Source organism: Paenibacillus filicis (genome assembly GCF_038070315.1).
GTDB classification, from domain to species: domain Bacteria; phylum Bacillota; class Bacilli; order Paenibacillales; family NBRC-103111; genus Paenibacillus_G; species Paenibacillus_G filicis.
The window spans coordinates 502097-525947 of the sequence record NZ_JBBPCC010000001.1; the positions used below are offsets into that span (position 1 = coordinate 502097).

The 23851-nt window shown below is 46.8% G+C and carries 22 protein-coding genes, 1 tRNA gene and 4 pseudogenes; 6 read left to right on the plus strand and 21 right to left on the minus strand.

The window, feature by feature from the left end; all coding sequences use genetic code 11:
• Window positions 1–148: 148 nt before the first annotated feature.
• Window positions 149–1030 carry a hypothetical protein gene (locus tag WMW72_RS02315; RefSeq protein WP_341413787.1) on the minus strand — a complete coding sequence of 294 codons (882 nt, stop codon included), beginning with the start codon at window positions 1028–1030 and terminating at the stop codon, window positions 149–151.
• 205 nt (window positions 1031–1235) lie between these two features.
• The gene (locus WMW72_RS02320; protein ID WP_341413788.1) at window positions 1236–3176 is read right to left on the minus strand and encodes a glucosidase family protein; all 1941 of its coding nucleotides are present in this window, start codon (window positions 3174–3176) and stop codon (window positions 1236–1238) included.
• Window positions 3177–3364: 188 nt separating this feature from the next.
• On the opposite strand from WMW72_RS02320, the gene WMW72_RS02325 reads away from it, so the two are divergent.
• The gene (locus tag WMW72_RS02325; protein WP_341413789.1) at window positions 3365–4240 is read left to right on the plus strand and encodes an AraC family transcriptional regulator; all 876 of its coding nucleotides are present in this window, start codon (window positions 3365–3367) and stop codon (window positions 4238–4240) included.
• Between the two features lie 222 nt (window positions 4241–4462).
• On the opposite strand, the gene WMW72_RS02330 is transcribed toward WMW72_RS02325, so the two are convergent.
• The 9 genes and pseudogenes from WMW72_RS02330 to WMW72_RS02370 form a co-directional block, all read right to left on the minus strand.
• Window positions 4463–5332 carry an ABC transporter permease gene (locus WMW72_RS02330; RefSeq protein ID WP_341413790.1) on the minus strand — a complete coding sequence of 290 codons (870 nt, stop codon included), beginning with the start codon at window positions 5330–5332 and terminating at the stop codon, window positions 4463–4465.
• 34 nt (window positions 5333–5366) lie between these two features.
• Complete coding sequence (locus WMW72_RS02335; RefSeq protein ID WP_341413791.1) at window positions 5367–6137, minus strand: ABC transporter ATP-binding protein; 771 nt, start codon at window positions 6135–6137, stop codon at window positions 5367–5369.
• 47 nt (window positions 6138–6184) lie between these two features.
• Entirely contained in the window at window positions 6185–7111 is a 927-nt protein-coding gene (locus tag WMW72_RS02340; protein ID WP_341413792.1) for a TauD/TfdA dioxygenase family protein, read from the minus strand.
• A gap of 12 nt (window positions 7112–7123) precedes the next feature.
• The gene (locus WMW72_RS02345) at window positions 7124–8116 is read right to left on the minus strand and encodes an aliphatic sulfonate ABC transporter substrate-binding protein (RefSeq protein WP_341413793.1); all 993 of its coding nucleotides are present in this window, start codon (window positions 8114–8116) and stop codon (window positions 7124–7126) included.
• A 32-nt stretch (window positions 8117–8148) separates the two neighbouring features.
• Entirely contained in the window at window positions 8149–9051 is a 903-nt protein-coding gene (locus tag WMW72_RS02350) for a TauD/TfdA dioxygenase family protein (RefSeq protein ID WP_341413794.1), read from the minus strand.
• Window positions 9052–9332: 281 nt separating this feature from the next.
• Window positions 9333–9896, minus strand: coding sequence for a TetR/AcrR family transcriptional regulator (locus WMW72_RS02355; protein ID WP_341413795.1), 564 nt, complete (start codon window positions 9894–9896; stop codon window positions 9333–9335).
• Between the two features lie 245 nt (window positions 9897–10141).
• Window positions 10142–10330 (minus strand): annotated as a pseudogene (locus tag WMW72_RS02360) (IS3 family transposase); the annotation flags it as partial.
• 79 nt (window positions 10331–10409) lie between these two features.
• Window positions 10410–11657, minus strand: coding sequence for a group II intron reverse transcriptase/maturase (gene ltrA / locus WMW72_RS02365; RefSeq protein ID WP_341413796.1), 1248 nt, complete (start codon window positions 11655–11657; stop codon window positions 10410–10412).
• A gap of 534 nt (window positions 11658–12191) precedes the next feature.
• Window positions 12192–12644 (minus strand): annotated as a pseudogene (locus WMW72_RS02370) (IS3 family transposase); the annotation flags it as partial.
• A 60-nt stretch (window positions 12645–12704) separates the two neighbouring features.
• On the opposite strand from WMW72_RS02370, the pseudogene WMW72_RS02375 reads away from it, so the two are divergent.
• Window positions 12705–13195: pseudogene (locus tag WMW72_RS02375) on the plus strand (transposase); the annotation flags it as partial.
• 322 nt (window positions 13196–13517) lie between these two features.
• On the opposite strand, the gene WMW72_RS02380 reads toward WMW72_RS02375, so the two are convergent.
• On the minus strand, window positions 13518–14918 hold the full coding sequence (locus tag WMW72_RS02380) for a S1 family peptidase (RefSeq protein WP_341413797.1): 1401 nt from the start codon (window positions 14916–14918) through the stop codon (window positions 13518–13520).
• Window positions 14919–14970: 52 nt separating this feature from the next.
• On the opposite strand from WMW72_RS02380, the gene WMW72_RS02385 reads away from it, so the two are divergent.
• Window positions 14971–15546 (plus strand): hypothetical protein, encoded by a 576-nt coding sequence (locus WMW72_RS02385; protein WP_341413798.1) that lies wholly within the window; start codon window positions 14971–14973, stop codon window positions 15544–15546.
• Between the two features lie 44 nt (window positions 15547–15590).
• Here WMW72_RS02385 and WMW72_RS02390 read toward each other — a convergent pair.
• Window positions 15591–16711, minus strand: a pseudogene (locus tag WMW72_RS02390) (IS3 family transposase).
• A gap of 588 nt (window positions 16712–17299) precedes the next feature.
• Here WMW72_RS02390 and WMW72_RS02395 point away from each other — a divergent pair.
• The gene (locus tag WMW72_RS02395) at window positions 17300–18058 is read left to right on the plus strand and encodes an IS110 family RNA-guided transposase (protein ID WP_341413799.1); all 759 of its coding nucleotides are present in this window, start codon (window positions 17300–17302) and stop codon (window positions 18056–18058) included.
• Between the two features lie 182 nt (window positions 18059–18240).
• On the opposite strand, the gene WMW72_RS02400 is transcribed toward WMW72_RS02395, so the two are convergent.
• From WMW72_RS02400 to WMW72_RS02410, 3 genes are all read right to left on the minus strand, one after another.
• Window positions 18241–18717, minus strand: a complete 477-nt coding sequence (locus WMW72_RS02400; RefSeq protein WP_341413800.1) for an SRPBCC domain-containing protein — start codon at window positions 18715–18717, stop codon at window positions 18241–18243.
• Window positions 18718–19167: 450 nt separating this feature from the next.
• The gene (locus WMW72_RS02405; RefSeq protein ID WP_341413801.1) at window positions 19168–19635 is read right to left on the minus strand and encodes a DinB family protein; all 468 of its coding nucleotides are present in this window, start codon (window positions 19633–19635) and stop codon (window positions 19168–19170) included.
• Between the two features lies 1 nt (window position 19636).
• The gene (locus WMW72_RS02410; protein ID WP_341413802.1) at window positions 19637–19942 is read right to left on the minus strand and encodes a YciI family protein; all 306 of its coding nucleotides are present in this window, start codon (window positions 19940–19942) and stop codon (window positions 19637–19639) included.
• 75 nt (window positions 19943–20017) lie between these two features.
• Here WMW72_RS02410 and WMW72_RS02415 point away from each other — a divergent pair, with 75 nt between their 5' ends.
• On the plus strand, window positions 20018–20485 hold the full coding sequence (locus tag WMW72_RS02415) for a winged helix-turn-helix transcriptional regulator (protein WP_341413803.1): 468 nt from the start codon (window positions 20018–20020) through the stop codon (window positions 20483–20485).
• A 287-nt stretch (window positions 20486–20772) separates the two neighbouring features.
• Here WMW72_RS02415 and WMW72_RS02420 read toward each other — a convergent pair.
• Together WMW72_RS02420 and nrdR are read right to left on the minus strand one after the other, a co-directional pair.
• Window positions 20773–20845: transfer RNA gene (locus tag WMW72_RS02420), tRNA-Ala, on the minus strand.
• A gap of 92 nt (window positions 20846–20937) precedes the next feature.
• Window positions 20938–21420 (minus strand): transcriptional regulator NrdR, encoded by a 483-nt coding sequence (nrdR, locus tag WMW72_RS02425; RefSeq protein WP_341413804.1) that lies wholly within the window; start codon window positions 21418–21420, stop codon window positions 20938–20940.
• Between the two features lie 98 nt (window positions 21421–21518).
• Between nrdR and WMW72_RS02430 the strand changes: the two genes are divergently transcribed.
• On the plus strand, window positions 21519–21743 hold the full coding sequence (locus WMW72_RS02430) for an alpha/beta-type small acid-soluble spore protein (RefSeq protein ID WP_341413805.1): 225 nt from the start codon (window positions 21519–21521) through the stop codon (window positions 21741–21743).
• An 80-nt stretch (window positions 21744–21823) separates the two neighbouring features.
• Here WMW72_RS02430 and WMW72_RS02435 read toward each other — a convergent pair whose 3' ends face one another.
• Genes WMW72_RS02435 through ytaF form a run of 3 tightly spaced genes read right to left on the minus strand, consistent with a single transcriptional unit; the run spans window position 21824 to window position 23717 of the window.
• Window positions 21824–22393 carry a lytic transglycosylase domain-containing protein gene (locus tag WMW72_RS02435; RefSeq protein WP_341413806.1) on the minus strand — a complete coding sequence of 190 codons (570 nt, stop codon included), beginning with the start codon at window positions 22391–22393 and terminating at the stop codon, window positions 21824–21826.
• A complete protein-coding gene (gene coaE / locus WMW72_RS02440; RefSeq protein ID WP_341413807.1) occupies window positions 22390–22986 on the minus strand; it encodes a dephospho-CoA kinase in 597 nt (198 codons plus the stop codon). The genes WMW72_RS02435 and coaE overlap by 4 nt, the downstream gene beginning before the upstream one ends.
• A 32-nt stretch (window positions 22987–23018) precedes the next feature.
• Window positions 23019–23717: a sporulation membrane protein YtaF gene (ytaF, locus tag WMW72_RS02445; RefSeq protein ID WP_341413808.1), complete on the minus strand. Its 699-nt coding sequence runs from the start codon at window positions 23715–23717 to the stop codon at window positions 23019–23021.
• Window positions 23718–23851: the final 134 nt, after the last annotated feature.

A 23851-nucleotide genomic window follows, 5' to 3' on the forward strand; every position in this document is an offset into this window, starting at 1 on the left:
AAGACTGGACTCTGATTGCCCAGTTTTGACAGGTGTTTTAAATGATTAGCGGTGAGGAAGCTGTCCGCATCCTCGAATCAATACGCTGAATTTGATAAATTAATAATATCTGTATTAGTGAAAAAGCAGCTTGGATAAACAGAACAGTTTATAAGACACGACGGAACGATCGAAAATTGGGAAGCGTGTGGCCGGCCATCCGGCTAAGCTTCAAATAACTATACGCATATTTATAATAATGACCATGCCTGCTGTCAACCAATGCTTGTTCCCAGTAAGCAGATTCCCACGGATTTAACGCTATATCCGAAAGCGCAATATCGGATCCAATCACTTTTTCTTCAAGCTTGTTCGCATAAGTCAAGATATTAATTCTCTTGTTAAACGATGAATCAAGGTTGTCCAGAACATAGTTGCTCGAAATTTGTTTCAATTCTACTATAGCGTGGCCATGCGTAAGGATATGCCCCAATTGCATATCCCTTTGCTCCTGATGCAGCGGCCTCTGGAAGTTATGAAGAAAGTCGAGTACAGTCTCCGAATTCAGGTGAAGTTTTATACCTGCATCCGGTATGGCGTCAGGATCAATGACCATATTCTTTCCATGCACAGTAACATAACCAGGACCTGATGCTGAGAAATCTTTAACTATCTTTTTCATGGCATCAAACAATTCAGCAGTTGCAGGTATATTGGAACGAGACAGCATATGTATCAAATAGAAAGTGTAAATAACATCATGACCGAGTGCATGGCAAGAACGTTGATTTTGGGAAAGCAGCTCTATCATTGAGTCAGTGATACCTACATATTCTTTTTTTATCCGATACTTCTGATCATTTGCGTGTTCTTCCAACGTTTTGTCAAGATTTTTCTTCATTAGCGCCTGCATCGAATCAGGTACAAGCTTCTCCTCCAAGAGATTCGTCAAGGCTAATACCGCACATGCCCAGTGTCCGTCCCACACATTACTTTGTGAGGATTCGATAAATTTTTGGCAGGCCCATTTCTTATAGAAATCGGTTTCCAACGTAATCACCCCTAATAGGCCTTACTAATTTCACTTATTGTAAATCACCCTTAAAACTTAATCAACATAAATGTATATTAAGTATGGAGTGTCATTTGATATTCCTAAATCCGTTAGCCTGACTTCTCGGATCAACCATAAAAAAACCACGCTTCAATAGCGTGGCGTAGTTTGGTTCGTTCTGAATGTCTATACTCATTTGAAATCAAGCATGTCCTTCGAATTTGATGATGAAAGTCTCCCCATCCTGTCCGAGATGCACAGATTCTCGACCCGACTCGCGTACGATCACACTGATTTCCGTCCCGAATCCACGCTGTACTTCCAGATCGAAGCAATGACCAAAGGCATGAACATTCCTCAATGACATGCTAGGCCAACCTGCAGGTATGCGGGGAGTGCATGTACAAGAAGCAAGGCCGGTTGGGATTAATCCGAACAAACCTTCCGTGATGACCCGCCCGTACAACGCGCTTTCAGCCGAGAGATGGCGCTGATTCCCTTCTGGATACGCTTCTACTGCATAAGGGACATGTTCCCCTAACAGACGCCGCCGCGAATATGCCGATAATAGATCCAGCGTTTGTTCCGTTTGACCGGCAATAAATAGTGCAAGGAAACCATAGAGCGAAGATCGATCCCAAAACACCGTGTCTCCGGCTTGCGTCGACAGCCCGTCGACCGTCCATAAACGCGGCGATACCAATGCCGCGACCGTTCCGTCTTTTCGTTCCGATATTCCCATAGTAAGTGGCAGACAAATCCAAGAACGGAGAATATCGTTACCGTCGTAATAACGGTAGGTTTCAAACCCCTCGACTTCTGCGCCAAAATAATCTTCAATGGCTGTTCGCAATCGATTGGCCGCTTCAGCGAACATGCTCGCTTCCTCGGGCTTCTCAAGCTCTTCGGCAAGCATGGCTGCATAACGGAAACCACCGTAAGCAAGCGATGAAGTGGATAAATTAGCGGCTCCTGCAGGAAAGCGTCCCTCCAGCTCATCGGAGTCTGAAGCGATGACGCCATCCGGCGTCACTTTGGAGAGGCAATAGTCCAAGCACCATACAATTGCTGGCCATAGCTCAATAGCCAGATCCCGATCCCCGCAAGCCAGTGCGAATAGCGAAGCTCCATAGGCGTACATCGCCGCGTCTCCGCGGTCGCCAGCTCCCTCCCAAATATCAAAACCCTCCGCGATAATGGAGGAAGGAATCGGAGTTCGATCAGGTCCCATAAAAGGCATGTAGAGACGCAACGCATTTTTCGTAGCTTCAATAGCTGTCTCGTCTCCTAGAAAAGAAAAGAACGGGGCGGCATATTCGATCTGATCGTTCGTCCAAACCGCTGCATAATAGCTTCCACCTCCCGGACCGTGCAAAAGTCCGGACTTCGTACTAAAGATGCTTTCCGCAGCCCGCAACTTGGCGAAATCAAACATCTGGTTCAGCACCTGATCTGGTGTAACAAGCTGAAGCCGATTTTGTAATCCGTTTATTCGCTCCCGCCTACGCGCTTCTTCCGCAAGGGGGAAAAGCGGCAAGAGCTGCTCACTCCAAATACGGCCGACGAAGGATACCCCGATTTCCTTGCTTTCGCCTGGCATAAGTGTAATCTTACCGGCGGTATCCGATAGGGTCTCCATCGAATAGATCCCGTAGATTCCCCTGCTGCGAGCCGAATAACTTGGCGACTCCACTTCAATTAATATAGATGAATTTGTTTCATTCAAGAGTAAGATCGTTTCATGCAAAGCAGGGGCTTCGATAGCTGGAAACAGCTTCCGACGGATAGATATTCCCTCTTTGGTCTGGCTATCGATGGTGAGAATCCCGTCAAAGGCAATTCGCTGCGGACGCTCTTCAACTTTACTCCCGTTTACTATAAACTGCGGCATTGCAGCGGAAGGATAGTCATGGATGAGGCTGGCGTGCGTATCGTTTGGAATCGTCCGCAGCATGGGCCATACAACTTGGCGGTGAATCGATAGTTCGCCTGATTGGTTTACACCATAGCGAATAATGGCAGATACACGCAAGCCGCTCATTTCCACCGTATCTTCATGGGGAAGCCGTGTATCCGCACAAACTTCCCACTCTATTCCACTATTTGTCAAGTGCCATCGATCTTGAGCAGCTGATTGGTTCATAGACTTCGTTTGCCCCTTTAGTTGAAAGTGATGTTTCTATTGTAGGATTATAACTGCCTGAAGGGGGAGTGGGAAATGCGTGTTTTATCGGTAGATTTGTGTCTTGTTTATTAAAAAAATATTGACCCTACGGCTATGTAGCGATAAGATTATGTCGAATTAGATCTTTTGGGGGAGGCGGGATTCGAGTGAAGGGCTTGGATTTTGAGGAGCATTTTATTACCGGACTGCCAGGAAGCCCCATCAATCTATTCTACTGCGGTTATCACGACTGTCCTCCGGGGCACCGTTATGGACCGGCGATGCGAGACCATATTTTGCTCCATTATATCGTTGCAGGTAAAGGACAATACTGGGTCCATGGCACCGAATACGAGTTAGCCTCCGGCGATTGTTTTGTGTTTTTCCCTAACGTTCCCGCTACCTATCAAGCGGATGAGGCAGACCCATGGCGTTACATGTGGGCAGGTTTTGACAGTCAGATGGCTCTCGAATATTTGACGCTTGCCGGGATTTCGCCCAGTTCTCCCTTTCATACCTTCCGGGACAAGGAGCAAATCACTGAATTATTCGAACGGCTTTTTGCATGTACGGCAGTAAATACTTACGACGCCGAGGCGCTTGGCATTAGTTATTTATTTCAATTGTTCGCCTGTATGCTGAAGGAAACCCGACCATCTGCAGAAGCAGGACGCTCGTTACCCAAACGAGGCACCGAGGAATATATGCAGGAAGCGATCCGTCTTATCCACTCCAATTATGCACGAAAGTTGACCGTTTCTATGATGGCGAATCACGTGGGACTGGAACGTTCCTATTTTTCCAAACGATTCCGCGAGCTTATCGGGGTTGCGCCCTATGAGTTTTTGAACCAATACCGGATGGAGCAGGCCACTCGAATGTTGATCCATACCCGTCAATCCGTCGGAACGATAGCTTTATCCGTAGGCTTTGAGGATTTGTCGTATTTTTCCAAAGTTTTCATGAAGCATTCCGGTACAAGCCCTACGAACTTCCGCGATCTTCACCACCAGCTTCCACCGAAAATGGGCAAAACAACATGACAAGAATGCCTGTGACGTATATACGCGTCTCTGGTCACTATGGGGCAGCAAAAAATTGCATATCCCCATACCCTACATATTCAAACATAGCAAAAACCCTTAAAACACTCGGCAATCCTTGTGTTTAAAGGGTTCTTTAGTTATGGAGCCAAGGGGGATCGAACCCCTAACCTCATCGCTGCCAGCGGAGGGACATATCATCCCGCCCTGTTCTATACATGTTCATCCTTTATAGCTATCCTGCCAGCTTAACAAGCGCTTTTCCAGTATACGCACCAGAGAATCGGTCAGCTTGCCTACCGCGGCAAATAAAAAGATACCAATAAAGACAACCTCTGTCCGCATAAAGGAGCGTGCATCCTGAATTAAGTAGCCGACTCCCTGATCCGAGCCCATCAGCTCGGCAACGACAAGCACCAGCCACGCTACACTGATGGACAGACGCAGCCCAAGCAGCACATTCGGCATAGCCGCCGGCAGTACCAGCCGCACCATCTGGTTCAATTGGCTAAACTCCAATACTCGCGCCACATCAAACAGCCTGGAATCCACGTTGCGAACGCCAAGAAAGGAGTTCACATATAACGGAAAGAAGGCGCCCATCGCGATTAGTAGAATTTTGGACAATTCTCCAAAACCAAACCATAATATAAATAACGGGGTTATCGCCAGCAACGGTATGGTGCGTAGCATCTGTACAGTAGGATCAAGAACATCCTCAGCATGTTTGGACATGCCCACAAACAAACCAAAGCCCAGTCCCAGACCTCCGCCAATCAGAAAGCCAACCAACGCACGCAGTATACTAATCTGCAGATGATACCAGAGCTCTCCTGAGCGGATTAGTTCAAGGAAGGTTGCTACAATTTTCGACGGCGCAGGAAACATCATCGGATCAATCCAAAGGTTCACACTGCCCAGCTGCCAGATTGCCAGCACAACGACAGGGATTAAACTGCCCAATATGACCTTCCTTGAATGCCTCCATTTCACGGACTGACCGCCTGACTTCTGGACCCGCTCGTTTTGCCGCTTCTTCTCTGAACTCTCTCGCGTCCTTACGAGATCACCGGTAGTTATCGGCGCAGACATGATGCATCTCTCCTTACCCATTTACCATACCTGGTCATATTTCATAATCTTCCTTATCCGATCCGCTCTTCTCCAACGCCTGAAGTACATAAGCCCGCAATTCCTGAAACGTCCGGTTCGTTCTTTTGCGCGGAAACGGGAGATCAATAGGAACGATTGTCTTAATGCGTCCAGGCCGAGGGTCCAGCACCACTACACGATGGGATATAAATACCGCTTCATCGATATCATGCGTCACAAACAGCATAGTCGTCCGATTCTCTCGCCAAATGTCGAGCAGCGCTTCCTGCAAATGGCTGCGGGTAAAAGCATCCAGCGCCCCAAACGGTTCATCCAGCAGCAGCACCTTCGGATTGCGAAGCAGCGCTCTGGCTATGGCTACCCGCTGTGACATACCGCCAGACAGCTGCTTAGGATAGGCCTTCTCGAATCCTCCGAGCTTGACCAGCTCGATTAGCCGATTAACCTGCAATCGGATGGCAGGGTCTCGCAGATTCAGATCAGCAGCAATATTCCGCTCCACGGTCAGCCACGGGAACAGCCGATGCTCCTGAAAGATAAATCCCTTCTCTACGGACGGCTTCGTAACCCGAAGTCCGTCCAAAAGTACCTCGCCATCTACATCCGCATCCAGCCCAGCGACAATTTTGAGCAGCGTGCTCTTTCCGCAGCCGCTTGGTCCGATAATCGAAACGATCTCGCCTTCCTGCACCTGGAGGTCGATGCCGTCGAGCACATGCTTCGTCTCATCGCCTTCTCCAAATGATTTGTTTAATTGACGTATGTCCAGCACAGATACTGTCACATCGCGCCCTCCTTCCTACCGGTTTACACCTTCAACAAAATTTAGACTCAAAATGGACGATCACCAATAATCGAAATGCGTTCAGCTACCCTCCGATCCGGGAAATAATCCGAAACCGCATAGTGCTGCGTATTTCGATTATCCCAGAAAGCAATGGTATTCGGCTCCCAGCGGAATCTCACCTGGTATTCCGGAACCTCGGCTTGTCGGAACAAATGTTGCAGAAGCTGCTCTCCCTCGTCCGGATCTAGTCCAACAACACGCGTTGTAAACACCGGATTGACAAACAAGGCTTTCCGGCCCGTCTCCGGGTGAGTTCGAACAATCGGGTGCTCTGCAGCCGGAAAATCCAGCTGGCGCTGAGCCAGCGTTTCTGGATCAAGCGCTCTGCCAAAGGACGGGGTGAAATCATGAATCGCGCTTAAGCCGTCTATTTGGTTTTTAACTTCGTCCGGCAAATTCGTATAGGCCGCTTCCATATCCACCCATGATGTATCGCCGCCAAGCCCCGGCACCTCTGTTAGCCTAAGCACCGCTCCCAGTGATGGCTCCAGACGCCATGACACATCGGTATGCCAAACATTTTCCCGGCCCGCTACCTTGTCATCCTTCGCCAGACGTACGACTTCGGCAATATCACCACGCATGGCGAATGGATGTGTTTCAAGTTCCCCCCAGTTGCTGGCGAAAGCCTTCTGCTGCTGGCTCGTAATCTCTTGATTACGAAAGAAGATGACCTTGTACGCCAGCAGTGCGCGATGAAGCTCTTCCTTTAATTCGGTGCTTAACGGCTGGCTCAGATCCACACCCTCAATCTCAGCTCCGATCACATTGCTAAGCCGCTTGACTTGAAAAAGCGTAAACGGAATGCCTTGCGGAGCCTCGGATGTGCGCTCAAGCTTACGCGCGCCATGGAAAAGTTTGCGAACCTCCAGATCAAAATGACGAGTAGTATCCACGGTTTGTGTGCTCATATGTATCTTCCTTTACTTTATTTTTTTGATGATGGCGTTATCTACATAATCCGTAAATGTAATTTTCTTTTTAATAAAATTATTTTCAAACAGCAAGTCTGCCGATGCCTGCTGCGCTTCTATGGCCTCTTCATTGACGGGTCCAATCGTGTAATTCTGTTTCTTTAAAACCTCGCTAATCACGGGGCCAGGAACCTTCTTCAGCTCAGAGAACAGCTGAGCAACCTCTTCCCTATTGGCGTTGGCATAGTCTGCTGCTCTTTTAAAGACGGATAGATAGACTTCCACAAGCTCCGGATGATTTTTGGCAAATTCCGTTCGCGCAATGACAGTAGCAGGCGCCAAAATCCCCTGCTCAGCACCAGCCAGAACACGTGCCTCTTTTTGCAGTACCAGCTGTGTCGGGTACGGTTCAATCGTGACCCAGGCATCAACTTTTCCAGAGGTAAAGGCCGGCAGCCCCTCTTGCAGCTGTAAATTGACCAGGCTCACATCCTTCTCTGTCAAACCATTCTTGACCAGAACCTTTAACAAAAACACATGCGAGGTTGTCCCTTTGGCTACGGCAATCGTTTTTCCCTTAAGATCAGCAATCGTTTGAATCTTGCTATTCTCGTGAACCAGCAGTGAATTTAAGCCTTTGCCGTCGCTAATCAGACCAACATTTACAAAAGGAAGTCCGGAGGACTGACCTGACAGCGCTGCTCCATCACCCAGAAAGGAGAGATCTACACGTTTAGCAGCAAGCGCTTCAAGCAGCGGAGGACCGCTTGGAAATTCGCTCCAGGCAACCGTCACCTTGTACTTCTTCAGCTCCTCCTCCAGCCAGCCTTTGTCTTTAACGATATTCAATGGACTAAGACTGCCATTGATAGCCACATTGATAACCGAGGGCTTCTCCGCTTTGGCTTGATACGGCTTCCAAACAGCGAACACCCCAATAAGAATACCCGCGACTATAAGCAAAGCGAGTAAAGATACAAACTGAACCTTTCGTTTGGCCATTACCCAACCACTCCTGTCTCTAGTCTGGTTTACTATTCATTAACTGCCTTATAGCGCGTACGGCTATGCGAGCCGTCTATCGCTACGGGCACATCCCCCTCCAGCGTTACTCTCCTGACTACACGATGAGCATCGCCATAATCATTAATGGCTATATGCTGCGTTGCACGGTTATCCCATATAACGATATCGCCTTCCTGCCAGCGCCAGCGAACCGTATTCTCCAGACGAGTCACATGCTCTTGAAAAATCTCGTACAGCTTGATGGATTCCGATGCCGATACGCCAAGAATCCGCTTCACAAAGCTGCCTAACAGCAGCGACTTTTCACCTGTTTCGGGATGAACCCGAACAACCGGATGCTCCGTTTCATATACCGTAGAGCTAAACACCTTGCGGTACTGCGCCTCTTCCTCTGCCGAAACATTAGCCCGCGAAGCTGCCGCATAATCGAACGCATTGGAATGCAGACTCCACAGACGATCAGCCAAATCCTTTAGCTCAGGAGTCAGACTCTCATAGGCTGCGACCGTGTTCGACCAAACCGTATCTCCACCTGCGTCAGGAATGACTACCCCACGTAAAATCGATGCTTTCGGGTAGGCATCCAGAAAGGTAACATCTGTATGCCACTGTGTTGCACGTCCGCCATGATGTGAATCTAGCTCCAGAATATAGCCGGAGCCTGGCTTCGTTGGTACGGTTGGGTGAGCGAACGGCTTGCCGAGCTGCGCCGCAAAGGCTTCCTGACCCGCATCGTCCAAATGCTGTCCACGAAAGAACAGCACCTTGTATGTCAGTAGTGCTCGGTGAATTTCCTCCACTACACTTGCATCCAGATTTCCGGATAATTGAATACCACTTACCTCCGCACCTATTTTTCCAGTTACGGGCGATAACTGAAGCTGGCTGCTTTCTCTTGTAACGTTGCTCATTTCAAGTTCCTCCTTTGGTTTTCAAAGTGACGCAAAAAAGGAGATCCGATCCAAGCACAGAACGTGCTCTCATCAAATCTCCGGTTGACCGGTTGAATTCTCCGCTTTATTGCCCACTTTAACAAAGTGATTTTAAAATCATTTTGTAACTTGAACTTATCATACTTGCCCATGTGGTTTATGTCAACCGTTATTTTATTTATTCACATCTGAATTATTGGTTTTATTAAATTTGCATCAATCAAAAAAACGAGCCTCCAGTTCCGGGCTCGTTTCGCGTTTTAAAGGCTAACTAATTTCAAAATATAAGTCAAAATCGGCTGTTTAGGCGACTCCAGCCCCCGAATTTCCCATAAACCACTGTTATGCAGCAGCGTGATGACAATGGTTGTGATTTCTTTCGCATCCCCCGCTGCAAAGCGCCCCTCTTCTTGACCTTGAATAATAATGCGTGAGAACAGATCCAGATTGTGCAGCATGCGGGCCTTGATCTCACCCTTCACATCCTCTGGAAGTATATCTGAAGCTTGTGCTTGCAGCACAATCCAGTACGTCTTCGCCGTATTACTATGTATGAATAATTGGTCAATGATCCTTTGGAGTTTAGAAACGGCATCACCAGGACTTTCGATAGCCTGGAGCAAAAAGCGTCGGTACGCTTCCTGACCTTCTAGGACGATCGAGGCCAGAAGCTCCTGCTTGGAAGAAAAATGATTGTACACATGGCCGTAACTCAATCCCGCTTCTGTGGCGACATCGCTCATCTTGACAGCCGCCAGTCCTTTGTGATAAAAAACGCTGGTGGCTGCCTGCAATATTTGTCTCCTGCGCTCTTCCTTCACCATCTGATCTCGTTTAGCATTTCGTGGCACGAAGCGATCCGCCCTCCGTCTATTTTGTTCTAGTATAACAAAAAAGACAGGGGTCAACCATGCAGGGCTAGGATTGAAGAGAGCATAAAGTCTCCCCAAAGGCAACCTATACAAAAAACGCCATCACTATATGTGATGACGTTTCTTTTTGTATGGAGCCTAGGGGGATCGAACCCCTGCACCTCTGTCAATAGATTGGACACATAGAATCGAGAAAATCACGCCGCACTGTGGATCATACGTTCGTATTCATTCGGCGTGAGGTACCCTATAGATGAATGGATCCTTTTCCCATTATAAAAGCAGGTAATGTATTCAAGGATTCTCTCTTTGGCTTCTTTACGCGTTTTGAATTTCTCTAGATAGATGAGTTCTTTCTTCAAGATGCTGTGAAAGGATTCTATGCAAGGGTGAGTAGCCCAGAGGAGTTGCACCTCCAGGCTCTCGCAGAACCGGACTTGAACCTCTCAGCTCATCCGGCTCCCATTATCCAGCCCAACTTAAATAATTTTTCTCCCATTGAACGAAGAGTGTTGGTTCTCGCTTTGCAATCTGAATGAGCCAATCCCAGGCTCGTTTGCGCCTCTGTCTGAACCTTTTATACTTTCTCATCGTCCATTCCAGTAACGCTCGATTCATGCGTCGATATACCGAATGCATTTCCGCTTTGTAGTAGCGTCCATAATAATTGACCCAACCTCTTAGAACGGGATTGAACATCCTGGACAGGTCTTCCAAACTCTTTGCTGACTTCAACTGAATTCGCCACGTTCGGATCGTTTGCCGCATAGCTTTCTTGGCCAAATTGCTTGCTCCCGGAATGAAGCTGATAAAATATTTTCCTTCTCGATTCTTGGCTCTGCGCGGCCGAAACGTATATCCCAGAAAATCAAACGCAATTTCTTCGTGTTGTAACCTACGATTGTCATCTTTACAATACACAATGCGTGTCTTTACCGGGTGTAGCTCCAAACCACACTCCCTCAACCTTGTCTCAAGTTCGCTCTTAAGTTGCTCTGCTGCCTTCTTGTTGTGACAGTGGGCAACTGCATCATCTGCATATCGCGCAAACGGCTTGTCTGGATGTACTTTCTCCATCCATTTGTCGAAGGTGTAGTGAAGAAACAGATTAGCCAGCACAGGACTGATGACTCCGCCCTGAGGCGTGCCTCTTGTTCTCGCCACCAATTCTTTATTCGGCATTTGTATGGGAGCTTCCAGCCACCTTTGGATACAGAGAATGAGCCATGGATTTTCCGTATGCTTACGCACGGCTTTCATCAGTAATTCGTGATCAATGTTGTCAAACAGACCTTTGATGTCAAATTCAAGTACCCAGTCGTATTTCCAGCAGCGTTGCCTCGTCACTGCCAACGCATCCATCGCAGATTTTCCCGGTCTATATCCATAAGAGTCCCGATGAAAGTACGGCTCGACGCAAGGTTCAAAGTAGATTTTAGCTACCATTTGCGCCACGCGATCTGCCACAGTTGGCACGCCAAGCAAACGAGTTCCTCCACTTTTCTTCGGTATCTCTACCGCTTGAACCGGTGGCGGAAAGTAACTACCTGATGACATTCGATTCCATATGATGTAGAGGTTATTCTTCAGATTGGCTTCAAACTTTTCCAAACTGATTTGGTCAACTCCAGGTGCGCCTCCGTTTTCTTTCACGCGGCGGAATGCTTCCACTACGACTTGCTTGGAGATGTTATAGGGCTTTGTTTTGTCCATAGGTTCCTCCCTCGCGGTTGACCTCTGTTCAAAGACAGGATAATACAACCCCTTCGCTCCACTCCCATTACGAAGCTTCCTCGCTACTACGGGTTATTCCGTCCCTGTATTCCGCATCGATACTTTTGTCCTTGCGATTCTTTCGCTTGGAGGTTTCTCTTGGCATCGAAATACAAGTTCCCACGTTCCTAACCAAAGCCTGTGCCACGTTCACGCCGTCTCTATGCCGGCCACCATCCGGTCAGTAAGTAGGTTTCTTCCGGACTCATCCCAGGTCAACAACGCAAACCTGGTTTTGATGGCATCCCTGCTATTTCGACACGTAATCGACGGTTCACTGGTGTTCGTCTCCATTGGCACGTACCTGACGGAGTCTAGCTCCGCCTTTTCCGTAACGCTCACCACCATGGCTTTTGTCCATTGCAGCTTACGGTGGTTTGAAGTCTTCACCTACATGACTACTTCGAGGGGCCGACCCTCATCTCTGGTTAAGCATGGTTACGCCTTCGTTTAGGCTAACCTTCGTGGCACACCATTGTCGTAACAGTTCCCTTTACGACTCATGCTTCCTGCCATATTGTAGGCCTTCAGTCGTCCCTGGTAGTCGTTGGAGGCATATTGGCTTCCCCGATCGGAATGGTGCAAAAAAGCCTTCTTCGGGCGTTGGAGCCGATAAGCTCGATCTAGTGCTTCTAATACGAGCGACTTGGTCATTCGTTCATGCATATGGAAACCAACGATCTTTCGAGTGCACAAATCCTCAACCCCGGCAAGATATAACCAGCCCTCGTCTGTCGGAATGTACGTGATATCAGCCATCCACACTTCGTTGGGCCTCTTCGCAGTGAACTGCTGATTTAAAACATTATCGGCTACAGGGAAGTTGTGTTTAGAGTTTGTAGTCGTCTTATATTTCTTTACTGTACGGGATTTCAACCCGAGCTCTCTCATGATGCGAGCAACGGTTTTCTGAGAGACCTGAACGCCTCCTCTTCCAGGTCGCGGATACGCTTCTGAAGGTCACGCAAAGCCTTGTCTTCAGGCTTTAGCTGCCCGCTGCAAGGCGTTTATGCGGTCGTATTTCTGGATGCCATTCACTTCAAGGTCAAGCAGGACGGTGCCATTGTGAACAAGGCGGCCTATATGGTAATCGGTATCGATATGGACGGTAGCAAGGATGTACTGGGCATGTGGATCGGCGAGAACGAGTCTGCTAAGTTTTGACTTAGTGTGCTGAACGACCTCAAGAACCGCGGCGTACAAGATATTCTCATCACCTGCGTCGACAACCTGACGGGCTTCTCGCAGTCCATTACCGCTTGCTATCCAAAGACCGAAATCCAAAAGTGCATCATCCACCAGATTCGCATCTCCAAGCGCTACGTCTCTGCTACCACCGTCAGCTTCGAAAAGTAACCAAAGTAAAGAGCATTTTCCCCAGCGATGAAGCGCTGCTCAAAATGCTCTACCTCGTCACGATGCACATCACGCGTAAATGGACAGGCCTCGTCCAAAACTGGGGCCAAATGCTGTTATAGCTCTCCGTTTTCTTTCCTGAACGGATTGGCTCGCATCTGCCGTGAGAGCCTTCTCCCCCTCGGGGGAGATTTGCTATAAATGAGTTTACACAAAATTATTGACAGACCCCTTCCCACCACTACCGTTGATGAACTCGATGACTATATTACGGCAGGCCTGCTTCGGGCATTATTTTTCTCTGATTATAAACTATTTCCGAAGAAAGTGCTGCTTTTGCTAATTTACAATATCAAGTGAAACTAGAATGTGCCAATCAGATTGAAAGGCCAACCAGCAAAGTGGTTGGCCTGACACATATATGCTTCCTTGTTCCTAGTATAATTATGGCCCTAAATATAATCCGCTATAGTTAATTCCAGCATTACTCAAAACACCTATGATCTCTGGTAAATAGGAGGCATATTTGTTACCACCGGTTGTCTGACCGGTCACCATTCCTACTGGTTGGAAGGTATATCCGTTCTTTGCAGGTGTCCATTGATAATTAAGCAAAACAGGACCACCACTATCTCCTTGTTGTTGTGCTGCCATATGTTGTATTAAATTGGAAATATTCCAGTTACCTCCACACACTTCTCCTCCACCAAAATCAACAGTTTTCAAAACACTTACAACTACCCCTTGTGTCAAAGCTCCTGTTTTTGCTCCTCTAACATAAATTGTTTGTCCTATGGTAGGAGCGCCTGCTGCTCCATTAAATGGAGTCAGGTTGCTACCATTTCCATTCGGATAAGGTACAGCAGCAGCTATATTAGATGTATTTATTTTAATTACACCAACATCAGCTGTAAGTGCGGGGCCACCGTTTTGATTCCAGTTTCTCCATAGCCAATTACCAATTGTTGCTGTAGGTTGCTTAACAGCTTGAGTTGAACCAATACCCCCACAATGCCCCGCAGTAATGAGAAGTTTATCGCCTTGTGATGTATATCCAAAAAAGCCAGCTGTACAAGCGATACCATCATTATTTACTATTTTCTCTCCCGATACTTGCGTGGGATAGGCAGTTTCATCATCATCTAACCTTACAGATCCTTGCGCAGCTTTAACTTCTAACATCTCAGAGATTGGAACTAAACTCTTGATCTGTGCAATATTTTTGTCTGAATAATCCATTGTCTCAACTTCAACCTTATTATGATATACGTTAATACCGACTGACCTAATTTTATATTGACTCATCACGTCTTCAATTATTTTAAAAGCGGATAACAACTCGTCTTCAGAAAAGGAAACTTCTTCGAAAACTACGTTCTCTGGCAACTTAGCATTTGATTTAATCATACTTTTAACATTTTCCACGTCGTTTTTCTTTGCTAATTGAATGTGGGTAGATCCATTTTTTGAGTCAAAGTAAGTTCCAGCATATGTGCCTTTATTCGACTTTCGTGAATATTCTTGAAGGTCACTTGCCTGCTGGCTTTGTTCCATTCTTTTGTCATATAATTTTCGTTCATCTTTTGTTAGTGGGGTTCCCATAACAACTTCCAATTCGTCGGATAAAACACCTGGTTCTATTGCCTTCTCAATATGAGCAGTAGATGTATCCATTCCGTATTTTTCACGGAATTTTTGAGCATTCTCCCTAAGCGTATTTTTATCAACCTTTTTAGCAATAGGTGCTGCGCTGGCAATAGGGTCCAAACCAGGAAATGAAATGACTGAAGAGGAAAGCAAAGCAAAAGATAGAGCTAAAGTTGGTATTCGTAGTTTTTTATTCATACCTTTTATGGTAAATTTTGTACAAACGCATTCTAGCACAAAATGTATAAAAATGCAAATTATAATATATTATGTTATAATTACTAGAACTATAGATATCAAATTGAGAGGTAGTGGTTTAGTGTTCTCAAACAAAAAAATGTATCTTGTTATTTCTATCTTAGTTATATTGATGTGCGGATGTTCAGATACTCCTAACATTCAAAAGGAAATTCCTAATTTAGAAGGAGAACTATTTGATTTGAAATTTGAAATTCCTGTCGCAAAATTAAAAAGTAATGAAAGGGTTCCAATAAAGACATCGTTGCAAAATCTAACCGATGAAAAAATTACTATTGAGCATGCTGCTGTAATGGCATTTATTTATGTCTATGATTTAAAAGGGAATGTCGTAAAGATCAATCCTGATACAATCCTCTCAATCGCTGTTGAAAAAACCATTAACCCTTCGGAGATATATGAGCCGGGTACAGAATTGCCGCCAGACGAACAGAGATCAATATCTCTATCTGGCACTGGAGAATACATTCTTCAGGCTAAAAGTGAATTAAGATTAAAGGGAATAATCGAAAACAAATATATCCCCTATACAGTTGTTTCAAAACCTATCTTAGTTGAGGTTTACTAAAAAGCATTTTGCTGAAATGCTAAACCTGGATTGTCAACAGTAAATCAGACAGCTTTTTTAAGGGCTGCATGGCGATACTGAATAGGCGTCATGTATTCAAGTGTCCCATGAATCCGATGCTTGTTAAACCAGTTAACATAATCGTATAGTTCCAGCTCCAGGTAACGAAGACTCTGGAAGTTCATCTGGTTCACGAACTCCGTTTTCATAATCTTGTAGGTCGCTTCCGCAACAGCATTGTCGTAGGGGCAGCCTTTCATGCTCAGGGATCGGCCAATTTCAAATGTCTCCAAAAGCGCATCCATCGTTTGATTTTTAAACTCGCTGCCACGATCGGTATGGAACCATTGAATCTGAGATCAATCACCTTGAACCGTTGCAAAGGCACGAGAAACCAACGCAGCATCCTTATGAGGACCTACGCTATGGCCGATGATCTCTCGATTGAACAGATCGATAAGTACACAAATGTAATGCCACTGGTTCTGAACTTTCACATACGTCAGATCACTGACAACGAATCGTCTAGCCTCCGTTTGATCGAATTCGCGATTCAGTGTATGGGCTGTAGACGCTTCATTGCATGCGCCCTTAAGCGGGTTATATTGGGACACGGTGTACGTGGAAACAAGCCCATGCTCTTTCATGATCCTACCCATTCGACGCCTGGAGACGACGAAACCACGTTCCTGGAGCTTGACTTTTATCTTGCGTGTACCGTAAACTTTTCGATTCTTATGGAAAATGTCCACAATCGCTTCGGTTACATCTTCTTCGTTCGTTTGTTCTTTCGCTTGATAGTAAAACGTGCTTCTTCCGATTTGCACGACGTCACACATTGCTGATACCGAGTATTTATCACGATTGTTCTGGATGATAGCTACTTTCGTCCCATGATCAGCGCGGCTTGCTTTAAAATATCCACCTCCATTTTCAAACGTTGGTTTTCTCTTCGTAAAGCAAGCAACTCATTTTCCTCTGACGAGTGATTGTCCTTCTCCTTGAAGGATCCTGTAGTCGTGGCTTGTTTGATCCAGCGGTCTAAAGCGGAGGCGGTAAGGTCATATCCCTCCACAATTGCTGCTCTGGATTTACCGCTTTCATATAGTCCCACCATTTGTTTTTTGAATTGTGCTGTAAAAGTACGTCGTTGTTGTTTTGGCATTGTAGAGATCCGCTCCTTAGGATGATAGGCAAGCCCTTATTTTTATTGTCCAACTAAGTGTATACGATCCAGTACTCCTATTTCGTGTATCAAGTGCTAATATTGATAATGTGTTATCTTAATAAGGAAACAGGGGCAATGAAGAAAATCGACCAAAATAATCACGTAATCAAATTTACAAAAAAATACATCCCAGCGTCGTCCGGGGAATAGGAACACAATCCACTCCTTTCATTTTTTAAGGACTTTTTTGAATCTGTTTGTGCATTTTGCTTCTGCTTTGAACGCTATTTATGAAAACCTGTCTTATAGACGAAGGGCAGTTGATACGGATCGGATGGGTCTCCAACAATTACTTTGTCCATGATGCTTTCAAATACATTTCGATCAAAAGAGGGAAGAATCTCGTTCGACTGAAGCAACTTGCGAAAAACTCTCAGCCGCTTGCCTAAGTCAGTACAGCGTAGCCGGTATATACCTAGGTGACGGATACACTGACCCATAAGGTGATCCCTGTCATCAAGGAAACCGCCTCATACCCAATGACCAGGTTGATCAGAAACTGTTGAAAATAATTCACCTCAACGGTTGATAAAAAATACAAGGGGTTGCTTTGTATGGGCAAATCCTGCCCAGCGCATAAAAAACGTACCTGGACGCAAGACCGACGTATCGGATGCTGAGTGGATTGCAAAACTTCTCAGGCATGGCTTAATTGAGCCCAGCTTTGTCCCTCAGACAGACCTGCGCGAACTCACCCGTCTTCGCAAGAAGCAAGTGGGTGGACTAACTGCAAAGAAAAACCGGCTTCAAAAGGTACTGGAATGCGCCAACATTAAACTTGGAACGGTCATTAGCGATGTTTTTGGCGTTTCAGGGCGCAATTTGCTCAAAAGGTTAATGGAGCAAGGATTTATCGATCCTAGCGATATTGAGGGCCGCGTCAAAGGCAATGTAAAGAAAAAAGTGCCTGAATTGGCAGATTCCTTGTTTGGGACACTGGATGAGCATCAAATGTTTATGATCCGGTTTCTGTGGAATGAAATCGCCTTTTACGAAGAGTCGATTCGTCAATTGGATGAGCGGATCGAGGAGTATCTAGTCAGCTACAAGGAAGAGATGGAGCTCATGCAAACCATGCCTGGTGTGAAACGAATAACCGCCGCCAGTATACTCGCTGAGATGGGCCATAACATGAATCAATTGCCTACGGCAGCTCACCTGACTTCTTGGGCGGGAGTATCACCAGGCAATCACGAAAGCGCAGGTCAAAAAAAGTACCCGCACAGTAAAAGGGAATCCTCACATCAAAACAGCTTTATGCGAGGCGGCTTGGGCTGCTTCTAAAACCCGTAACACGCGCTTATCAGCTAAGTTCTGGTCTCTAGCCTCCCGTCGTGGCAAGAAAAAAGCACTTGTTGCTCTTGCGAAAAAAACGGGCATTCTATTGCCATTTTTCTGCTATTCTTCAACTTCTAAGACGAGACCCACCATAGGTGTTTCTTTCTTTTCACAGAAAAAGTCTCTTATCACTCCGTAAATACTGCAAGGTTCGCCAACGTGGATCGTAAACCAACGTCATGATCTTCTTTTCGTATCCCTTCAGGAACATCCTCACAAATGACAGTCACTTTTGTTCCTTCTGAATGGGCTTCTAACAGCCATTTTTGGATCATCTCACCAGAGAATCGTGTGTCCTCTGAATGAAATTGAACGGTTTTAACAATTCGTTCATCTGGAATTAGCTCCAAAAATTCGCCTTCAGTGACATCTCTATTTTCTGAGGTTTTTCCCTGTATCTCTTCATCTCCTTCGTAGATAAGCGTCATTTTATAAACACCCCCTTCCCTTGCATCAAATGTATCGATTTGACCAGACATTCCTTCCGGTGGAAGCCATAAAGCGAGCGCTTCTGGATTCAACATTGCTTGATAAATTACTTGTGCTGACGCCCTAATGACTCTTGAAGCAGTATCAATTCTTTTGTTATTATTTGTATCTACCATGTAACTACCTCCTTAGTTCCCCTTTTTCTTCACCTATAAAAATAGGTTTAACAGGATACTCAATCCATTCATTTAATCGCATCATATTTAACATGGATAACTCTCGATTCCTTCATTTGATTCGAGCGTCACACTTCCCTGACTAATATGATCAAATAATCGTGTACCTTTCTCAAGCAATGTTGGCGCGGTATGAAGATCAAGTCTATCTAACAAACCTAATTCGATACATGTTGCAGAGGCCTGTGAGCGATTTGAAATCGTTCATGATCGAATCCCGCACAAAACGCCGAATAAGAACGAACGCCCACATGGAGTCACTCCACATCATACTGGAGTTGGAATGCTATAGACGTCATGAAAGTTACTAGCGTCTTTCTACGCAATCAGTCGAATAAGAAGTTCAGTACGTCCACGCGGGCGACCCCTTACCTCTCAGTCGTTATCCATTTATTCATTCTGCAAAACCTTGTCCATCGCAATAAGCATTCCTAGATGTGTACTTTCATGGGCAAGTAGAACATAAAAAAGTTCACCGATTACACTTGCTTGAAGAAAGTTGTTCTCATATGCTACAGGTTGCTCCAGCAGACCGTCATACTTATTGCATATTTCCACCATCTGATTTTCCAAATCCCTAAGAAGTATTTCAATCCCTGGCGGTTGCCCCGGCCAGCTTGAGGGACTTGTTCCTGAAGCAAAATAAGTTCTATAGTGCTGTGGAATCCTTGCCCCAACTCCCGAAAACTCAAATATTAAATCATCCGCTATCGTTAACACATGACCGACCTGCCAATGTAGATTGTTGTTGAAGCCTTTAGGAACGTGTTCCATTTGACCCTTTGACAGTCTTGTTATTACACTCAATATTTGTTTTCTAACATCTGCAAACAAATTAAATATATACGTATCGGACATGCTAATCACCTATCGCTTCTACGATCTCAATCCTGCCCCCGTATTGTAACTCCGGCCAATCTGAAGTTAATGAGACCACTTCCTCCAAAGAACCAGCTTCGATAATGGAAACGCCGAATATGTCTCCGGAGTAATCAGCAATCAAATCCTTCGAAATGCTTTTACGGCCGCTTCCCGCGAAACGTACCTTCTCATACCCTTTTTCCTTTAAATTGTCGAGCCATCCCCATAGTTCATTAATGTTACGATCAAGATGATCTTCTGGAACGACACCGCCTCTATAAACCAACAAAAATTTCAATTCCATCCCCTCCATTTCAGTTGCATTTTGAAACTGACTTAATTATAATTATAATCAATCTAGGAAGTCAAGGGAGGCCCTATGCAAAATTTCAAACCACATAGAAGATCGGATTGTCCGATCTCATTTTCTCTTGATCTGTTAGGCGACTCATGGTCATTGCTTATCATCAGGGATATCATATTTGCAGGAAAGAAAACGTTCGGGGAATTCCTTGCCTCGGATGAAGGGATTGCTAGAAATATACTAACGAATCGATTGTCTCGTCTTGAGACACTGGGCTTGATTACCAAGAGCCCCCATCCCAGTGACAAGAGAAAAGACCTGTACGCATTAACGGAGTCCGGGTTGGATTTATTACCGGTCCTGTGGGAGTTATCAACCTGGGGAGTGAAGCATGAACCCGAAACTGCAGATACCTTAGCATGGTTGAACGATATCCAGATGGACAAGGACAGTTTAATTCAACTTATACGGAAGACGGTTCAAAATGGCGGATCTGTATTCGCTGGTCCAGGGAGTGTAATTAAGCAAGTGGAGCAGCGGTAGTGGTTTTAGTAACATGTATGTATCTTGAGCGGGTGAATTTGTAAGGTGCTCCCCCTTTAGACCAATAAAAAACGCAACCTTTATTAGAATCCTCATTTATGCTGACGAAGCGTATTCGACAAGGACTTTTAGCGGTAGATTCAGACGGCGTGCTCCTACATTAGAAGTATTACTTCGAAGCCTATTCACTTCTTTCGTCCGCGCGGGCGAACCTATAGGGGTTCATCTCCCCCCCAGGCAATCCATACAAAAAAACGTCACCACTATAAGTGATGACGTTTTTTGTATGGAGCCTAGGGGGATCGAACCCCTGACCTCATCGCTGCCAGCGATGCGCTCTCCCAGCTGAGCTAAGGCCCCATGATATTTAATTCCTTCATTTTCTTGCCCTTGTTTAGCGACAAGAATGATAATACCATGGTGCTGCGGGCTTGTCAACGGTTGGCGGAAAATTAATTTTTCCCGCCATCACCGCCGACTTGGTGCTTGGATAACAGCCCGCTAAGCTCCTTCATGAACATATTGATGTCCTTGAACTGCCGGTATACCGATGCAAAGCGAATGTAGGCCACTTCATCGACTGGGTACAGCTCGGTCATCACAATCTCTCCGATGGCGCGGCTATCCACTTCGGCCTGGGCCGTAGTGCGGACCTGCTTCTCCACCTCGGATACAATCATTTCCAGACGCTCCAGCGGAACGGGGCGCTTCTCGCAGGCGCGAATCAGACCGCGCAGCATTTTCTCCCGGCTGAATTCCTCACGGCTTCCATCCTTCTTGATGACGATAAGGGGCGTTTCTTCAACCATTTCGAACGTCGTAAAGCGTTTCGAGCATTTCTCACACTCACGGCGGCGGCGTATGGACTTGTCTTCATTGGCGGAACGCGAGTCAAGCACTTTCGTTCCGGAATAATCGCAGAAGGGGCATTTCATGTAGTAATTCTTCCTTTCCTTTTTCCAAAGACTCCCTCACATGATGCCAAGCGAAACGAGCATAATAGGATTACCAACCGACAAGGAGGTGAACAGACATGGGTGCAGGTCAATCCCGCAGCAGCAACGCACTGGTCGTGCCACAAGCTAGCGCAGCGTTGGATCAACTGAAGTACGAGGTAGCCCAAGAATTGGGGATCGCAATTCCCCAAGACGGTTACTACGGTAACGTAGCTACTCGTGATACTGGTGCGATCGGTGGTCACATCACACGCCGCTTGGTACAAATCGCCGAGCAATCGCTTGCCGGTCAATACAAATAATACCACGTTTTGCTGAAAACGAGAAGAAGTGCCGGATATTCCTCCTGTAAGGGCGGCTTGTCCAGCGCTTCTTTCTCCATTTACTTCCATTCTTCTCCATATAGCTTATGATATTTATGGTAATAATACGTCACACGCTGAAGGTAATGGCGTGTCTCTCCATAAGGGATTTGCTGCGCATTAGACAAGGTACCATCCCACCGCTTCTCCTGCAGCCAGCGGCTGACCTTCCCATGCCCAGCGTTGTATCCGGCGATCATCGCGTACATATTCCCGCCGAATTGCTTGCTCATCCAGTTCAAATACCAGGCTCCGAGCTCAATGCTAACAGCAGGCTGATCAAGCTGATTACGGTATGTATCATCAAAGGCCGCCTTCTCGATAATCCATGATGAGGTATCCGGCATTAATTGCATCAAGCCATAAGCGCCCTTCTTCGATTCCATATGCGGCTGGTAGTTTGTTTCTACACGGATAACGGCAGCAACCAGAAACGGGTCAAGCTCATACTTCTTGGCGTATAGCCGGATTTCATGCTGATAGGAGATCGGATAGATATACCGGCCGACAAAGGAACTGCTTAGGAATAAGAAAACAAGAAAGGTCACCAGGAGAACGGCAAATACCCGTTTCTTGCGCCAAAACCTCATGAAAGTCCCCTTTCTATCCAAAACTGGTCCAGCTGTCTTTCCGTCTCCTCCAGCGAGCCTGTGTTGTCAATCAAGATGTCGGCGAGCCGCTTCTTCTCTTCAATCGGCATCTGGGCATTCAGGCGCTTCTCTGCCTGCTCCAGCGTCATGCCGTCTCTGGCGATCAATCTGGAGAGCTGTACCTCCCGCGGCACATAGACGACCAGCACCTGCTCCACCATCGCCTGCAGGCCGGATTCGTACAGAAGCGGAATATCTACGACGACCAGTTTGTCTGGATGCTCCTCTTGATAGCTTCGCATCCTCTCCCGCATCGTCGCGCGGATCGGAGGATGCAGCAGCCCCTCCAGATCGCGCCGGGCGGACTCGTCGCCGAATACCCGCTCCCCCAGCTTCTTGCGATTGAGCGAGCCGTCCGGCAGCAGCAGATCAGCGCCGAAGCGCTCGATCACCTGGGCGAGAACGGGCGTATGCGGCTCTACGACTTCCCGAGCGATACGATCCGCATCCACGAGCAATGCTCCGCGGCGGACCAGCATCGCCGCTACCGTGCTTTTGCCGCAGGCGATTCCTCCGGTTAATCCAATATTCATAAACCTGACTCCCCTACTTCATTCGTCATAGATTAGAACAGTTTCATAATACCCATAATAATAAGAAGAAATCCGGGAACCACGGATATCCGGCGCATCCACCAGACACCGGCGAATCTCAGGCCTATGCGCAGGCCAAGTCCGAGGAAAATACCGCTGGCCGCTGCGATGACAGCTGCCGTCAGCCAAGGCGTGAAGCCTAGCAAGGCGGCCCCTATGCCCGCGCCGAACGCGTCCAGAGATAGGGCCAGGCCGAGCAGTGTCGCCTCATACGCGGAGATCGTGCCGGAACGGTCCATGTCCGCGATGGAAGGCTTCCGCAGAATTTGAATAACAAGCCCGAATCGCTTCAGCTCGATATAGATAATCTCCTTGGTACTGGGGGACGCTAGAACGGCAGCCCCAGGATCAGGCAGTGAAGAGATGGTAACCTGCGGTTCGTCCGTAACGGAATCTTCCTTACGCTGCGCATAGAGCTGGTACAAGGCCCATAACCCGATCCCAACCAGAATCAGCGCGCCGATGTTCTTGGCCAGATCCGGGTGTACCCACCCGCTCATCCATACGCCGATCTGCATGGAGATAAATATGATGAACCCCGAGCAGCAAGAAATAATCGCAATCGAAATTAACGGAATCCTGATCTTGCGCAGTCCGTAGGTTACTCCTACGCCAAATCCATCCAAACTAACCGCCAACGCGAGCAGCAACAATGAAAAAACCGGCAGCATGTGCCCTTCCCTCCCAGCAACAAGAAACGCGTGCGACCGCTACTCCAGACAGACCAACGCGCTTCCGTTCATGTTTGCGCACAGCCTGATCGCTACATTTTGCATGGCGGGCACCGGGCTGGGCGGCTCATGGC

Bases quoted from the DNA above. Each gene is read 5' to 3' on its own strand.
- WMW72_RS02320 (WP_341413788.1), bottom strand. From the start codon at position 3,176: ATGAACCAATCAGCTGCTCAAGATCGATGGCACTTGACAAATAGTGGA.
- WMW72_RS02330 (WP_341413790.1), bottom strand. From the start codon at position 5,332: ATGTCTGCGCCGATAACTACCGGTGATCTCGTAAGGACGCGAGAGAGT.
- WMW72_RS02340 (WP_341413792.1), bottom strand. From the start codon at position 7,111: ATGAGCACACAAACCGTGGATACTACTCGTCATTTTGATCTGGAGGTT.
- WMW72_RS02345 (WP_341413793.1), bottom strand. From the start codon at position 8,116: ATGGCCAAACGAAAGGTTCAGTTTGTATCTTTACTCGCTTTGCTTATA.
- WMW72_RS02350 (WP_341413794.1), bottom strand. From the start codon at position 9,051: ATGAGCAACGTTACAAGAGAAAGCAGCCAGCTTCAGTTATCGCCCGTA.
- WMW72_RS02355 (WP_341413795.1), bottom strand. From the start codon at position 9,896: ATGGTGAAGGAAGAGCGCAGGAGACAAATATTGCAGGCAGCCACCAGC.
- ltrA (WP_341413796.1), bottom strand. From the start codon at position 11,657: ATGGACAAAACAAAGCCCTATAACATCTCCAAGCAAGTCGTAGTGGAA.
- WMW72_RS02380 (WP_341413797.1), bottom strand. From the start codon at position 14,918: ATGAATAAAAAACTACGAATACCAACTTTAGCTCTATCTTTTGCTTTG.
- WMW72_RS02385 (WP_341413798.1), top strand. From the start codon at position 14,971: ATGCAAATTATAATATATTATGTTATAATTACTAGAACTATAGATATC.
- WMW72_RS02400 (WP_341413800.1), bottom strand. From the start codon at position 18,717: ATGGTAGATACAAATAATAACAAAAGAATTGATACTGCTTCAAGAGTC.
- WMW72_RS02405 (WP_341413801.1), bottom strand. From the start codon at position 19,635: ATGTCCGATACGTATATATTTAATTTGTTTGCAGATGTTAGAAAACAA.
- WMW72_RS02410 (WP_341413802.1), bottom strand. From the start codon at position 19,942: ATGGAATTGAAATTTTTGTTGGTTTATAGAGGCGGTGTCGTTCCAGAA.
- WMW72_RS02415 (WP_341413803.1), top strand. From the start codon at position 20,018: ATGCAAAATTTCAAACCACATAGAAGATCGGATTGTCCGATCTCATTT.
- nrdR (WP_341413804.1), bottom strand. From the start codon at position 21,420: ATGAAATGCCCCTTCTGCGATTATTCCGGAACGAAAGTGCTTGACTCG.
- WMW72_RS02430 (WP_341413805.1), top strand. From the start codon at position 21,519: ATGGGTGCAGGTCAATCCCGCAGCAGCAACGCACTGGTCGTGCCACAA.
- WMW72_RS02435 (WP_341413806.1), bottom strand. From the start codon at position 22,393: ATGAGGTTTTGGCGCAAGAAACGGGTATTTGCCGTTCTCCTGGTGACC.
- coaE (WP_341413807.1), bottom strand. From the start codon at position 22,986: ATGAATATTGGATTAACCGGAGGAATCGCCTGCGGCAAAAGCACGGTA.
- ytaF (WP_341413808.1), bottom strand. From the start codon at position 23,717: ATGCTGCCGGTTTTTTCATTGTTGCTGCTCGCGTTGGCGGTTAGTTTG.